The sequence below is a fragment of the Chitinophaga sp. genome, assembly GCF_035761305.1.
In the GTDB taxonomy this organism is placed as follows: Bacteria; Bacteroidota; Bacteroidia; order Chitinophagales; family Chitinophagaceae; genus Chitinophaga.
This window is the reverse complement of sequence record NZ_DASTRI010000209.1, coordinates 1-14,179: the sequence shown is the minus strand read 5'-3', so window position 1 is coordinate 14,179 and position 14,179 is coordinate 1. Positions and strand designations below refer to the sequence as shown.

Here is a 14,179-nt window from a genome sequence, read left to right as displayed (position 1 = left end):
AACAGGTAAGAGGTTAGAAATAAGTTGTAATCAGGAATTAAATATAAAAGTATCGTTATTAATTTGGTTGCTTTGGCCCAAAAATTTACTTCCTGCATCTGGCCCTGCCTGCGGCATAAACAACAACAGCTTTGTTGCAGCTGCACTTAAACTAATCTTGCAATGGCTGCCGCCACCCGTTCTCCATCCATAGCTGCAGATACAATACCGCCGGCATAACCGGCGCCTTCGCCGCAGGGGTACAGGCCTTTCACCTGCGGGTGCATCAGCGTATCATTATCGCGGGGAATACGCACCGGTGAGGAGGTACGCGATTCTGTTGCCACCAGTATCGCATGCTCGGTATAGTAACCTTTCATTTTACGGCCAAATGCTTTGAAGGCCTGCGCCAGGCGGGTATGTACGGCCGGCGGCAATACCGTACGCAGGTCTGCGCTGCGCACGCCGGGAACATAAGAGCACTCTGGCAATGTGGCAGACACCCTGCCGTTCACAAAATCCGTTATACGTTGTGCAGGTGCTACAAAGCGGCCGCCGCCGGCTTTATAGGCCAGCTGCTCTACCTGCTGCTGAAAGTACATTGCCGCTAAAGGGCCTTTGTGCGCAAAAGGCGCAAAGTCTGTTTCATCAACCGTTACCACCATACCGGAGTTGGCAAAAGGGTTATTGCGTTTGGAAGGCGACCATCCGTTCACCACCAGCTCTCCGGGGTTGGTAGCTGCAGGCGCAATAATGCCGCCGGGGCACATGCAGAATGAAAATACGCCACAGCCCTGCACCTGCTCTACCAGGCTGTAGCTGGCCGGCGGCAGGTACTCGCCGCGGATGGCGCAATGATATTGCGCGCTGTCTATCAGGGCCTGCGGATGTTCCGCGCGAACGCCTAACGCAAAAGGCTTGGCTTCGATGAGTATTTGCTGTGCGTGCAGCATTTCAAATATATCACGGGCAGAGTGGCCGGTGGCCAGTATCACATGCGGCGCATCAAAAGTATGGCCGGCAGCGGTTTTTACGCCGGTAACAGCACCGTTGCGTATTTGCAGCTGCGTAACCTTTTCATTAAAATGCACCTCACCGCCGCTGTTAATGATCTGCTCACGCATGGCAGTAATAATATGCGGCAGCTTGTTGGTGCCGATATGTGGATGCGCATCGTACAATATTTTTTCGGGGGCGCCAAAATGAACAAATATGTTGAGTATACGGCTCACATCCCCGCGCTTTGTAGAGCGGGTGTATAGCTTACCATCGGAGTAAGTGCCGGCGCCGCCTTCACCAAAACAATAATTGGATTCAGGATTTACTTCCCCGTGCTTGTTCAATGCGGCCAGGTCGCGGCGGCGGGTGCGCACATCGGGGCCACGTTCCAGCACAACGGGTTTAATACCTGCGCTAACCAGGTACAGCGCTGCAAACAAACCCGCCGGGCCCGCGCCTATAATTACTGCGCGCGGCGCATTTGCAGGCAGCTGGTCATATGTTGGTATGAAAATTTCGCGGGCATGAAAAGGCTCGTTCACAAACACCTGCAGGGTGAGCATGTAATATACCTGCTGCCGGGAGCGGGCGTCAATAGAGCGTTTTAACAGGTTATAACCGGTAATATGATGGGCAGGTACGCCCAGGGCGGCGGCAGCGTGCCGGGTGATGGCCGCATCAGCGGCCGCTTCGTGCGGAAGCAGTTTTAAAGAGAGCTGTTGTATCATGCAGGGTTAGGTATTTATCCTAAAACATTGCTGTGCAGTAAAAAGTAAAAGGTGAAAGGTGCAGCAATGCACTTTTCACCTTTTTATCTTTTTTGTTTAATTATCAGAACGGAAGATCATCGGAGTCCTGGGAAGCAGCAGGTACTTCCTGGGAAGTGTTGTAGTTAGGCATGCGGTCAGTACCAGGTGCCGCAGCAGCAACTACAGATTCCATACGCCAGGCGTCGAGGTTGGTAATGTAGTTAACCTTACCTTCTTTTTCCCAGCGGGTACCTTTAATATTAAAATATACTTTCACAGTTTCGCCTTCATTAAAACGGTCAACAATACCGGTGCGGTCCTGTACACATTGGAATTTAATATAGTTATTGATAATACGACCATTTATATCATCTGATTTCTCAATAACAAATTCCCTTGTTTTAAAGGTTTCACTGCGTTGCACTGTATTATACTTCACGATCAGCTTTCCTATGATTTCAAAACTCATAAAAATATTTTTTTAACTGTTCAGATGCGCCAAAGATAGGCTTTTGGCAGGATTAACAACGAAATAAATTTTTCACAGGCTTTGCACCGCGCCGCGCTGATATAATAAATTTGCACGGTATTTGATACAGGAGCGACATTTTTTTTAATGCAGATACTAACATAGTTTTGCACGCGCAATAAAGGTTGTTAACGAGTTGTAAACATCATTTTTGTACCATATTATTTTATCTTTCTTATTGCATATTTATGGTAAACCGGTTAATCAGATTTAGAAGCAACTGTATATCAAACAAGTGTATTTTACCTTTATTACATTAGTGTAATACACAATGAAAATCAACGTATAATCCAAGGTAAAACAAGCATACAACAGGAAGATAAAAACTGTAATCAGGTGGAGATAAACAAGGGTAGGAAAATTTTTTTTTTCAACATTTTCTACAGATATTCGTCGTCCTGTCTGAAAATTTTCCGGCATCCACCGTTGGGAAATTTTGAATTCGAGAACATCCTTAATTAACAACAATATAATTTTTTTAATCTCAATGAATAAAACTTGCGAACAAGTTTGGGAAAGGTGTCTTAATATAATTAGGGATATTGTGGAATGGCAGCCATTTAAAACCTGGTTTGAACCCATTAAGCCTATCAAACTTGAAAACAATGTTTTAACGATCCAAGTCCCCAGTCAGTTTTTTTATGAATATCTGGAAGAGCATTATGTTGGACTGCTAGGAAAAACCATTAAAAGGGAATTAGGTAAAGAAGCGAGGTTAGAGTACAGGATAGTAGTTGAAAACGGTACACCACACCAACATCCCAAAACGGTGAATATGCCTACGCAATTCACAAAGCCTCTGAAAGATAGCGAAGTGGACTTCCCGTTAACCATACAAAACCCGGTTAAAAATCCCTTTGTTATTCCCGGTATCAAACGCGTACAGATTGACTCACAGCTCAATCCTAACTATACTTTTGATTCCTTTATAGAAGGTGATTGCAACCGCGTTGCCCGCAGAGCCGGTAAAACGGTTTCTGAGAAACCAGGTGGTACTTCTTTTAACCCGCTGGTAGTATATGGCGGTGTTGGCCTTGGTAAAACGCACCTGGCCCAGGCCATCGGTAATGAAGTGAAGCGCGTACATCCTAACAAAGCGGTGCTGTATGTAAGCGCGGAAAAATTCATTAACCAGTTCATTGATCACTCCAAGAACAGTATCATTAATGATTTTATACATTTTTACCAGCTGATAGACGTATTGATTGTAGATGATATACAGTTCTTTGCACGCGCGGAAAAATCGCAGGATGCCTTTTTCGCCATCTTTAACCACCTGCACCAGTCCGGCAAGCAGCTGATACTTACTTCCGACAAGCCGCCCAAGGACCTGGACGGTTTACAGGAAAGACTGCTGAGCCGTTTCCGCTGGGGCCTGAGCGCCGATATGCAGGTGCCTGACTTTGAAACGCGCATGGAGATACTGGAAATGAAGATGCGTAACGACGGGCTGGAGATGCCGAAAGAAGTGATCAAGTACGTAGCCTATAATATACAAAGCAACGTACGCGAGCTGGAAGGCGCGCTCATATCACTGCTGGCGCAATCATCCCTGAACCGCAAAGAAATTGACCTGGAGCTGGCCAAGCGCGTGCTGAAGTCATTTGTAAAAACATCTTCCAAGGAAATCACTATTGAAAGCATACAGAAAATGGTATGCGAATATTTTGATGTGCCTTATGACAAGCTGCTGCAGAAAACACGCAAGCGTGAAATTGTACAGGCCCGCCAGATTACGATGTACCTGGCCAAATCCTTTACCAAGAACTCTTTAAAAACCATTGGCGAACATTTCGGCGGCCGCGATCACACCACCGTGATACATTCCTGCCAAACTGTAAAAGACCTGATGGACACTGATATTGCATTCCGCGACAGCGTAATTGAATTACAGCAGAAAGTACAACTGGCCGCTATGTAAGGCGTGCGTTACTATCCCTCACCCATTCAGCAAAATAACCCTGCCAACCTTATTTAAAAAAATGTCCCGGTACAAACCGGGACATTTTCATTTTAATGTATCTGTGTTAACCCTTGGCAATTTCATACATCTATGCACACGAAAACCACTCCGTACCACTAATATTTATGATACAGGACAATAGCCATATTACAATACCGGCTATTATTTGAACAGGACCTGTTAAATGCGCGCAGCTCCCTCCTGCCGCCCATTGAGCAACACAGGGGATTGTTGTGCAGCAGGTATACGAAGATCATGCGGCTGCTTTCCGGCAAGCCATATAGATAACAACAACCCAGCACGGAAGGCTTGCAAAAAAGAACCGAACCGCAGCTATTACCGTCTATCAATACCTCACAGGAAAATGAAAATATATTTTACCTGCGCCGCATTGAAACCCTGTCTGTGACTGAATAGCTATCTGCAACGGCCCTGCAAACCATCCGCAACCGGCTGAATATTGTTTTACATGTTTAAAACCAGGCGACATGCTATTGCCTGGTTCCCTTTTAAAAGTGAAAAAAGAGGAGGTTGTACGTGGTCCTTCGCTTTTATCTGATTTTTTAGCATCCTGCTTATATAACGCCTGATGTTACCAAATTGTTAAGTGTATTTTAAAAATAGTTACCGGCGGCACAATCATACCCCTGTGGTGCTGAAAGTGATCATGCAGGCGGCTGTATAACAGCAAGGCAGTGCTACCACATACAGCTGGCAAGTAATCTGTAATTTAACAGCATGATCAATTACAAACTATGAAAGATGATCAAAGCGATTATTAAATTAGTAGCTTGTAACTGATCATTCTTATTTTAAACAGTATTATGCAACAACATATCCGGAATATTTTACTTGCTTTATTAATCATGCCTGCTGCCTTTGGGCAGGTTATTACACACACCACGTATAATGCCCATGCGCATAACGATTATGACCATCCTATTCCTTTCTACACTGCTTATTATAAACATTACGGTTCTATTGAGGCCGATATATTTACCCGCAACGGCCAGCTGTGCGTAGCCCATAACGAAGAGGACATTGACAGCAGCCGTACCCTGGCCGCCTTATACCTGCAGCCCCTGCGGCAAATGATCCGGAAAAATAACGGCCACCCTTTTAAAGACGGCAGGCCTTTACAGCTGCTGATAGATTTTAAGAAAGACAGCCTGCTTACCATGCAAACCCTGGTGCAACTGCTGCAGCAGTACCCCGATATTACAGGCAACCCGGAGGTGCAGCTTGTTATCAGCGGCAGCCAGCCATTACCGGCCCTGTGGGAACAATATCCCGCTTACATATTATTTGATGGTAAACCGGCTGTTAACTATCCTGCGGCTGCCCTGCAGCGCATGCCCATGTTCAGCTATAACTTCCGGGATTATACGAAATGGAATGGCAAAGGAAAAATGATAGCTGCAGATGAGCAGCGTGTGCAGGCATTGATAGACAGCGTGCACCGGATGCATAAAAAAATACGCTTCTGGGGCGGCCCCGATAATGTGAACACCTGGATAACCCTGGCACATATGGGAGTGGATTATATTGGTACAGACCACCTGGATGAGCTGTCACAGTTCCTCGGCTCCCGCCCCACGGGCGAGTACCAGTCGGCACAGGACAACACCCATACCCTTTATAAGGCCCGTTATGTAAACAACGACAAACTATCAAAAGTAAAGAACGTAATACTGCTTATAGGCGATGGCATGGGCCTTGCGCAGATCTACGCCGGCTATACCGCTAACCGCGGGCAGCTGAACCTGTTGCAGATGATTAATATCGGCTTTTCAAAAACCAGCTCCGCAGACAGCTACATTACAGACTCCGCCGCCGGGGCCACAGCAATGGCCACCGGGCAAAAAACCTATAACCGCGCTATAGGAGTAGATGCTACCGGCGTAGCCAAACCGGCTATTCCGCAGCTGATACAACGTTACGGCATGGAAAGCGCGCTGATAAGCGCCGGCGATATTACCGACGCCACACCAGCCGCCTTTTACGCCCACCAGGCGGACCGCTCCAGCGAAGACGCTATTGCGGCTGATTTCCTGAACAGCCCAGTAAACATTATGATCGGCGGCGGCAGGCTGCATTTCACCCAACCGCTGAACGGGCAGCCCCTTACCACGCACCTGCAGCAGAAAGGCTACAGGGTTTATCCGCACATTACCGCGCTGGATAGCATACGTAGCCGCAAATGGCTGCTGCTGGACGATAGCGCGGTAGCGCCCATATTAAAAGGCCGGGGCGATTTCCTTACCCGCTCCCTGCAAAAAACCATACACACCCTGCAGGATAACAGGAACGGCTTTTTTATAATGGCAGAAGGCGCGCAGATAGACTGGGGCGGCCATGCCCAAAACCTGCCATACAGCGTTACAGAGATGATGGACTTTGACAAGGCGGTAGGCGCAGCCATGGAGTTTGCCGATGCCAACGGCGAAACACTGGTAATAGTAACCGCCGACCATGAAACCGGCGGGTTAAGCCTGTTAAGCGGCAATACCGGGAAAGGATATGTAAGCGGCCATTTCAGCACCGATGACCATACCGCTGTAATGGTGCCCGTGTTTGCCTATGGCCCGCACTCACTCGACTTCCGGGGCGTATATGAAAACACCGCCCTGTTTGAAAAGATCATGAAAATACTATCAGCGCGTAAATAACTATAGCTAATACGGACAATAAAAAGCAGGCTGGCTGCAAGGTTGCTGCAGCCAGAATATCCATCTTACATCCGAGCCGACTGGACGGGCCACAACGAAACCAGGGGACTTCGCCTGTATTTTCTTACCCCTCAATTACATCAGCAATGATGCAATACCGCGTTTCCGGAAAAATGCTGGCAGATACGGCTGTGAGCAATGATATCCCCAAACAATACCAGCACTACCTTTTGCCCCATGCTACCTACAGGGAATATATGCAAGGACCTTTTGGCGCTGTGCTGCGGCAAATGATCGTTAATGACGAATGGATTGTTCAGCAGGCGCAATTCTTTATTTCCAAAACCGTACGCATATACCCCGTTGCCCCAGAGCCGCTGGGTGTTTTGCATTGTATGCTAACCGGCAATATAGCGGCTGTTTTAAGTGGTTTCGGCGAAGTGCAGCTGCGGGAAAACGAAATGCAGTTCCTGTACGTGCCTGCTGGTCCGGGTAACCAGGCCTTGTTCACCAAAGGTTATTATGAGTCGTTCCAGGTGGGCTTATCTGCCGGCTACCTGGCGCGCTTTGTGCAAAACAGCTCACCATTGAGAGAGCAGCTTATACAGCTTGAGCAGGCCCTGCCGGCCGGCAGCAATGCCGGCACCTGCCCATTAAACCTGCAGGCACTGGACCAGGTAGAAAGAATAAAGCGCTGCGAGCTGCAGGGCCACCAGCTGCAGATATATTACCAGGCGCGCATCAATGACCTGATGCTGCTATACCTGCATGCGCTGGAAAGCAGGCAGCAGGCGCCCGCCCCCCACAACAACCGGTATGAAAAAGAAATGCAGCAGCTGGCCAGCTATATTATTGACAACCTGGAAAACCCGCTGATGATAGCGCAGCTGGCGGGCAAAATGGGCCTGCATCAGCAGCTGCTGGAAAAAGAGTTTAAGAAAGTGCACCTGCAAACCATTAAATCATTCATCCAGGACCAACGTATGAAAAAAGCCTGCATATTGCTCACAGAAGGCAAAATGCCGATACTGGACGTAGCATATACCGTGGGCTATTCAGATGCAGCCTACTTTACCAATACATTTAAAAGACTGATAGGTATGACTCCTACCGAATTTCAAAAGCAAACAAAATCCAATGCTGGCAAGGATCTGCAGTAAAAAAAGCACTATCCGTTTTAAAAATTACAAGTTACTGCACGGTAATATTACAAGCATATAATCATTGCTTTTAAGACATTTGCTGAGGCGAAGGAGGTAACTCAAAATACTATTAAAGAACGCGGCATAACACCCCGCAACACAACATGTAATTCCCCTGGGTTTGTTTCCCATTATCTTGAATTTGTTGAAACAAATAATACCGAACGTATGCGTAAAAAGCCTGTCGTCCCGTGTGGACCTGCCAATTCCCATGCCGGTACTGTTTTAGGCAGTGGTGCCATTACTCCTATCTTTTACCTGCCCACCTCAAGGCCGGCAGCTGGCTAACCTTTCATTACCATGGAAATTTTACCAAAAGGTACACCTGAAAATGTACCGGAAAGGCTAATGCCTTTCATTGCTGACTGGGCCACGGTCAGCTATACCAGGCACTGTTTCGGAAACGTGCTGCTGCAGGCATTCCTGCACAGGCACTATCGCATTTATATATATCGCTTTATTACAGGGCAGCCCGATACCGTGCGCCTGCGATGCCCGTTAGGTACGGTAGTGCTGCAGCTGGCTACCCTTGGACCTGTTAAAAGCTATATAAAAGGCTACGGAGAAAGTTTGCTGCAAACAGGCCAGTTCAATTTCTTTTACCTGCCTGCAGGCATGCATGCCTATCAACTGGAGGCCGGAGAATATGAGCTGGTGCAGATTGTACCGGACGGCTCCCTGCTGGAAGAACTGGCAGCCAGCCGCGACGACCTGAAAGCGCTGCTCACTCACCTACGTACGGCCAGTGAGCAGGGCTGCTGCCTTACTCCCAGGCAAATGAACTACCGCGTACAGGATGTGCTTACCTCCATGCTGCAGAGCAAAGAGGCGGGCGGCAACCTGCTCATGGAGCTAAGCACCGGCATTACCAACCTGCTGAACCTGTACCGCAAGTCATTAAATGATGCGGAGTATATGAAAAAGCTGCGTGCTTCCTATTATACGCCTACCCTTATTACCATAAGGGAAGAGATAGCGCAGAACCCCCATATACAACAGCATACCCTGGCTTATTTTGCAAGAAAGTATAACATGAGCCAGTCAACGCTGAAACGGTATTTCAAGGAAACTTTCCAGCAAACCCTCCATGAATTTGTACGGGAGGAATGCATGAAAAAAGCAGCCTGGATGCGCGGCAACGCCACTATGAGCCTGGATGACATTGCAGATGAGGTAGGGTATGCCGATAAATCGGGCTTCCTGAAATCATTTAAAAAATACCGGCGCAACGCATCGTGATAAGATAAAACCCACGGCACATTATTTGTGACCTCTCCCCAAAAAGCAGCTATGGAAAAACGTATTTTAGGGATTGTTTTCTCCCTGCTGGGTGCTATCGGCCTTATATTGGCAGCCATTCAGTTTGTAAATGGCAGCCAGGGTACCCGCAACGTTAAAACCATTATCATTTATGCCTTGCTGGGCGCTATTTTCTTTTTCTCAGGCATTGGCCTTATCAAGCGCACCAAGGATAAACCTTCCTGACCGTTCCTGCCTTCCTCCTCCCCGGGGAACAGCTTATTTTTTGTACCTTGCAGCGGTTACACGTCCCTAAGTTGGTTTGATGTCCGACCATCTAAAACCTGTTTATATATGTCCACAACTACCATGGCGTTGCCGGGTACCGCCGTTAAAACCAAACGTATTGCATCCATCGATCTGTTAAGAGGTACTGTAATGATCATCATGGCGCTGGACCATGTGAGGGATTACTTCAACAACAGCGCGTATATTTTTGATCCCACCGATCTTTCCAAAACCAGCGTTATCCTGTTTTTCACACGATGGATCACCCATTTTTGCGCGCCCGTATTTGCGTTCCTGGCCGGAACATCCGCCTTTATAAGCGGCACGCGCAAAAGTAAAAAGGAGCTGTCTTTTTTCCTGCTTACCCGCGGGTTATGGCTGGTGCTCCTGGAATTTGTACTGGTTACTTTTGAATGGACGTTTAACCCGGCCTACAATGTGTTCCTGGTGCAGGTGATCTGGGCGCTTGGCATCAGCATGGTTTTTCTTGCCGCGCTGGTGCATTTGCCATGGAGGGCGATACTGCTCATTGGCCTGGTGCTTGTTTTCGGCCATAACATACTGGATGGCGTGCATATGGAAGGCAATATCTTATGGGCGTTCCTGCATGACCAGCGTTACTTTCAGCTGGGCCATACCGGTTTATTTGTAGGTTATCCTATTATTCCGTGGATTGGCATTATGGCCACCGGCTACTGCTTTGGCAGGTTATATACGCCGCAGTTTGATGCTGCGCGCAGAAGGCGAACGCTGATATACCTGGGACTGGGCGCCATAGCCCTGTTTATCATCATCCGCGCTGTTAATGTATATGGCGATCCCAATCCCTGGAGCGCGCAAAAAACACCGGTGTTCACCTTCCTCTCTTTCCTGAATGTTACCAAATACCCGCCTTCGCTGCTGTACGTGTTGGTAACCCTGGGACCGGCCTGCCTGTTCCTGGCATTTGCAGAAGGTCCGCTGAACGGGTTTACGAAAAAAGTGGTTACCATTGGCCGGGTGCCCATGTTCTTTTATATTATACATATTGCTGTAATACATGCACTGGCATTTATTGGCGCGGAAATATCCGGCCATAGCTGGAGGGATATGGTGCTGAGCAACTGGGTAACCGGCAGCCCTGCATTACAGGGCTACGGCTTTAACCTGGCCATTGTATACCTGGTATGGATAGGCGTGGTCGTTGGCCTGTACCCTTTATGCAAATGGTACGATACTTATAAAAGCAGCCATCGTGAAAAACAATGGTTAAGTTATCTTTAGCGATAAACAAACCATTATGCAGCAGACTATGTTACAGAACTGGGCAGGCAATCTTACCTACAGCACACAACATTTACACCGGCCAGATTCAGTGCCCGCTGTACAGCAGCTGGTAAAGGAGCTGCCGCATTTAAGGGTGCTGGGTACACGGCATTGTTTCAACAACATCGCCGACTCCACTGAAAATCTCGTATCACTGGAGCAAATGAACCAGGTGATAGCGCTTGACCGCGATGCAGGAACCGTAACCGTGGGCGGTGGCATTAACTACGGACAGCTGTGTACATACCTGCATACCAATGGCTTTGCCTTGCATAACCTGGCTTCTTTACCGCACATTGCTGTTGCAGGCGCCTGTGCTACCGCCACCCATGGCTCGGGCAGCGGTAACGGCAACCTGGCTACCGCCGTGGCAGCGCTTGAAATGGTAACGGCCTCCGGTGAAACGGTAACCCTGTCACGCGAAAAGGATGGCCACCGGTTTTATGGCACCGTGGTAGGTTTAGGCGGGGCGGGAGTAATAACACAGCTCACACTGGATATTATACCTTCGTTTTCCATACAACAAAACCTGTACGAACATTTGCCTTTTACGCAGCTGGAAAGCCGGCTGGAAACTATTTTTTCCAGCGCTTACAGCGTAAGCCTGTTCACCGACTGGAAAAGCCGCACCTTTAACCAGGTTTGGCTGAAACAACGCGTAGAGAATGGCACACAGCTGGAAATGCCGGATCGCTTTTTCGGCGCTGTACCGGCCACCGAAGCGCTGCACCCCATAGGCGGACTATCCGCAGCGCATTGCACAGAGCAGCTGGGCGTTCCCGGCCCCTGGCATGAGCGGCTGCCGCATTTCCGCATGAACTTTACACCCAGCAGCGGCGAAGAGCTGCAATCAGAATATTTTGTGTCGCTGGATGATGGTTATGATGCCCTGCTGGCTATTGACCAGATAAGGGAGCACATTGCACCGCTGCTGCTAATATCAGAGATCCGTACCATTGATGCCGACCTGTTTTGGATAAGCCCCTGTTATAAACAACCCAGCCTGGCCATACATTTCACATGGCAGCGTAACTGGCCGGCAGTACAGCAGGTATTGCCGCTTATTGAGGCGCAGCTGGCGCCTTTCAGGGCACGGCCGCATTGGGGAAAGCTGTTCACCATGGCGCCGGAGCGCATAGCAGGCTTATACAGCAAGCTGCCGGCATTCCGGCAGCTGCTGCAGGAGTATGACCCTGAAGGAAAGTTCAGGAATGCGTTTATGAATAAGTATATTTTCCTGTAAAAAAGCACACTTGCGTAGCGCGCAGGCGTGCTTTAAAATATACCGCCCTCTTAATGTGTTCCCGTAGTTACACTGCTGCCGAACACCGGGTTTACCCGGAGGTAGCGGTTGCCGGCAAAGCTTACCACATATGCCGATTTAAAATGGGTGCTTTTGCGGTAATAATCCGTTGTAATGATCTGCGCACCTGAGTTACAGGCTGCTATAAAATCTGTTTTGTCGTTCAGGCGGGCGGCTTTGGTATCTGCATCGGCCCGGGTACGGATAATATAACCTTTGGCTACCAGGTCTTTTATTTCCGGCGACGTGGGATTATTACGGATCATTGTGGCGGCTTCCGGCGTGCCGGGATCGGCATTTACAAATAATACACGGCCTTTCAGGGAAGGATGGCCGGCTATGTATAATGCCCGTTTGCGGTCATGATCATCCAGGATAAAAATAAATTTACCGCGCGCTGCTTTCAGCGTAGGCCAGTTGTCATGCAGCACCGCTTCTTCGAGTGTATTGTAATTACCCCTTACCATATCGGGCGTTACCAGGCGGGCTTTGCCCAGGCCGTCTTCAATGGCTTTATCCAGCTTATCAAACAGCTGGGGGGTAAAGGGCTCCGGTATCGTGAGGTGGGAATTTTTCGATGTATCGTCCTTTGCCTCCATTGTAATAAAAACAGGATAATGATCCGGGTGCTTTTCGGACCAGGCCCGTAGGTCTTCCAAACCCTTTTTCAGTGTAAGACAGTGGCTGCGGAAATCCAGGTCCGGCACATGCAGTACTTTAAAGCCCGGCTCATTCATGAGGCCATCCGGGTCAAACGGCGGCTGGCCCGGCGCCCAGTCCAGTCCTTTGGGATGCGCGTATTTACCGCCTTTTTCATCCGCATATACATCAATCTCCAGGCTTTGCAAACCCATATCCAGCTGCGCTGTAAGGCTAATATGCTCATCATCCAATTTGCTGGCAGATACGGAGTCTTTTTGCCGGAACAGTTTGAACAGGGCGGGATCAATTGCTTTTTTATAGCTGTTATGCGAGCCTATTACCTGTATCCTGTTTATATGCAGGTCGTCCGGCAGGTGTTTGTTTTCATGCAGCACCGGCAGCGCCAGCGCGAGGGTAAGGGTAAGGCCTATTAATGCTTTCATTATATCATGGCTTTAAAACTGCGGCCTGTTGTTACAGGCCGGCTGTGGTTCAGTAAATTTAATTACTATATCCGGAATTTTGCACCGGTGGGGCTCAGCCGGATAAGGTTATTACGGCGCCATGCAAAGGTTGTGGCGGAGTTCATGTAATGCAACGGGCATAAAAAAATAATGCCGGTACAGATATACGTAAAACGCAATCTGCCCGGCATTTTAATCCGTAATTATGCTCACGGCCTGTCCCAGAATGGCGGCGGTTCAATGCCCAGGGAGCGCAGGTACACATAGCCCTGGCCGCGGTGGTGTATTTCGTTATCTATTAAGTACAGCAGGCTTGCATAAACAGGACCTTCATACATCCCGAATGCTTTTTCCACATCGTGAAAACGTTCCAGCGGAATTTGGGGAAAGAGGGCGTTTATTTTCTCCGTTACCACATCCCATTGCTGCAATATTTCTTCTTTGGCAGCCGGGAGGGGCAAATCAGAATGGTGCAATAGCGCGTTAATCTGCGGCCAGCTGCCGGTGGCTATGCCGGTAATACCTCCATCTGCCAGCCCTGTTAATTCTTCCGCTAATTGGGCAAATGTGCGCATGCCGCCAATGGAATAGCTGAAAAGCTTATCTTCGGGAAACGCAACAATAACGCGGCGGGTCAGCTGGCGGTGCCCCTGCCAGTGATGCAGCAGCTCTGCGGGGCTGATAACCTGCGCAGGAATGGAAACAGTGCTTTGGTTTGCCATGGTTGAAAATGATTTGAAATTTTAGTGATCTGTTAACAACACAAAGAAACACGGGGGTAATGACAGCGTTATGTCAGCATCCCTACGGACATTTTTAAATTTTTTTGTGGTATAACCTCAACAAAA

The 14,179-nt window shown here is 48.5% G+C and carries 11 protein-coding genes; 7 read left to right on the top strand and 4 right to left on the bottom strand.

Annotated elements, in window-relative coordinates; translation table 11 throughout:
- Positions 1 to 146: 146 nt before the first annotated feature.
- Complete coding sequence (locus VFS25_RS17555) at positions 147 to 1,706, bottom strand: NAD(P)/FAD-dependent oxidoreductase (RefSeq protein ID WP_326463471.1); 1,560 nt, start codon at positions 1,704 to 1,706, stop codon at positions 147 to 149.
- Positions 1,707 to 1,809: 103 nt separating this feature from the next.
- Positions 1,810 to 2,196 carry a DUF3127 domain-containing protein gene (locus tag VFS25_RS17550; protein WP_326463470.1) on the bottom strand — a complete coding sequence of 129 codons (387 nt, stop codon included), beginning with the start codon at positions 2,194 to 2,196 and terminating at the stop codon, positions 1,810 to 1,812.
- A gap of 547 nt (positions 2,197 to 2,743) precedes the next feature.
- Between VFS25_RS17550 and dnaA the strand changes: the two genes are divergently transcribed.
- From dnaA to VFS25_RS17515, 7 genes are all read left to right on the top strand, one after another.
- The gene (gene dnaA, locus VFS25_RS17545) at positions 2,744 to 4,177 is read left to right on the top strand and encodes a chromosomal replication initiator protein DnaA (RefSeq protein ID WP_326463469.1); all 1,434 of its coding nucleotides are present in this window, start codon (positions 2,744 to 2,746) and stop codon (positions 4,175 to 4,177) included.
- An 866-nt stretch (positions 4,178 to 5,043) separates the two neighbouring features.
- Positions 5,044 to 6,888 (top strand): alkaline phosphatase, encoded by a 1,845-nt coding sequence (locus VFS25_RS17540; RefSeq protein ID WP_326463468.1) that lies wholly within the window; start codon positions 5,044 to 5,046, stop codon positions 6,886 to 6,888.
- Positions 6,889 to 7,034: 146 nt separating this feature from the next.
- On the top strand, positions 7,035 to 8,048 hold the full coding sequence (locus VFS25_RS17535) for an AraC family transcriptional regulator (RefSeq protein WP_326463467.1): 1,014 nt from the start codon (positions 7,035 to 7,037) through the stop codon (positions 8,046 to 8,048).
- Between the two features lie 342 nt (positions 8,049 to 8,390).
- On the top strand, positions 8,391 to 9,329 hold the full coding sequence (locus tag VFS25_RS17530) for an AraC family transcriptional regulator (protein ID WP_326463466.1): 939 nt from the start codon (positions 8,391 to 8,393) through the stop codon (positions 9,327 to 9,329).
- 51 nt (positions 9,330 to 9,380) lie between these two features.
- Positions 9,381 to 9,575, top strand: a complete 195-nt coding sequence (locus VFS25_RS17525) for a hypothetical protein (RefSeq protein ID WP_326463465.1) — start codon at positions 9,381 to 9,383, stop codon at positions 9,573 to 9,575.
- A gap of 108 nt (positions 9,576 to 9,683) precedes the next feature.
- Positions 9,684 to 10,880 (top strand): DUF1624 domain-containing protein, encoded by a 1,197-nt coding sequence (locus VFS25_RS17520; protein WP_326463464.1) that lies wholly within the window; start codon positions 9,684 to 9,686, stop codon positions 10,878 to 10,880.
- Positions 10,881 to 10,896: 16 nt separating this feature from the next.
- On the top strand, positions 10,897 to 12,165 hold the full coding sequence (locus VFS25_RS17515; RefSeq protein ID WP_326463463.1) for an FAD-binding protein: 1,269 nt from the start codon (positions 10,897 to 10,899) through the stop codon (positions 12,163 to 12,165).
- A 50-nt stretch (positions 12,166 to 12,215) separates the two neighbouring features.
- On the opposite strand, the gene VFS25_RS17510 is transcribed toward VFS25_RS17515, so the two are convergent.
- Together VFS25_RS17510 and VFS25_RS17505 are read right to left on the bottom strand one after the other, a co-directional pair.
- Complete coding sequence (locus tag VFS25_RS17510) at positions 12,216 to 13,310, bottom strand: phosphatidylinositol-specific phospholipase C1-like protein (protein WP_326463462.1); 1,095 nt, start codon at positions 13,308 to 13,310, stop codon at positions 12,216 to 12,218.
- Between the two features lie 230 nt (positions 13,311 to 13,540).
- Positions 13,541 to 14,053, bottom strand: a complete 513-nt coding sequence (locus tag VFS25_RS17505; RefSeq protein ID WP_326463461.1) for a DinB family protein — start codon at positions 14,051 to 14,053, stop codon at positions 13,541 to 13,543.
- Between the last annotated feature and the right edge of the window lie 126 nt (positions 14,054 to 14,179).

Bases quoted from the DNA above. Each gene is read 5' to 3' on its own strand.
- VFS25_RS17555 (WP_326463471.1), bottom strand. From the start codon at position 1,706: ATGATACAACAGCTCTCTTTAAAACTGCTTCCGCACGAAGCGGCCGCT.
- VFS25_RS17550 (WP_326463470.1), bottom strand. From the start codon at position 2,196: ATGAGTTTTGAAATCATAGGAAAGCTGATCGTGAAGTATAATACAGTG.
- dnaA (WP_326463469.1), top strand. From the start codon at position 2,744: ATGAATAAAACTTGCGAACAAGTTTGGGAAAGGTGTCTTAATATAATT.
- VFS25_RS17540 (WP_326463468.1), top strand. From the start codon at position 5,044: ATGCAACAACATATCCGGAATATTTTACTTGCTTTATTAATCATGCCT.
- VFS25_RS17535 (WP_326463467.1), top strand. From the start codon at position 7,035: ATGATGCAATACCGCGTTTCCGGAAAAATGCTGGCAGATACGGCTGTG.
- VFS25_RS17530 (WP_326463466.1), top strand. From the start codon at position 8,391: ATGGAAATTTTACCAAAAGGTACACCTGAAAATGTACCGGAAAGGCTA.
- VFS25_RS17525 (WP_326463465.1), top strand. From the start codon at position 9,381: ATGGAAAAACGTATTTTAGGGATTGTTTTCTCCCTGCTGGGTGCTATC.
- VFS25_RS17520 (WP_326463464.1), top strand. From the start codon at position 9,684: ATGTCCACAACTACCATGGCGTTGCCGGGTACCGCCGTTAAAACCAAA.
- VFS25_RS17515 (WP_326463463.1), top strand. From the start codon at position 10,897: ATGCAGCAGACTATGTTACAGAACTGGGCAGGCAATCTTACCTACAGC.
- VFS25_RS17510 (WP_326463462.1), bottom strand. From the start codon at position 13,310: ATGAAAGCATTAATAGGCCTTACCCTTACCCTCGCGCTGGCGCTGCCG.
- VFS25_RS17505 (WP_326463461.1), bottom strand. From the start codon at position 14,053: ATGGCAAACCAAAGCACTGTTTCCATTCCTGCGCAGGTTATCAGCCCC.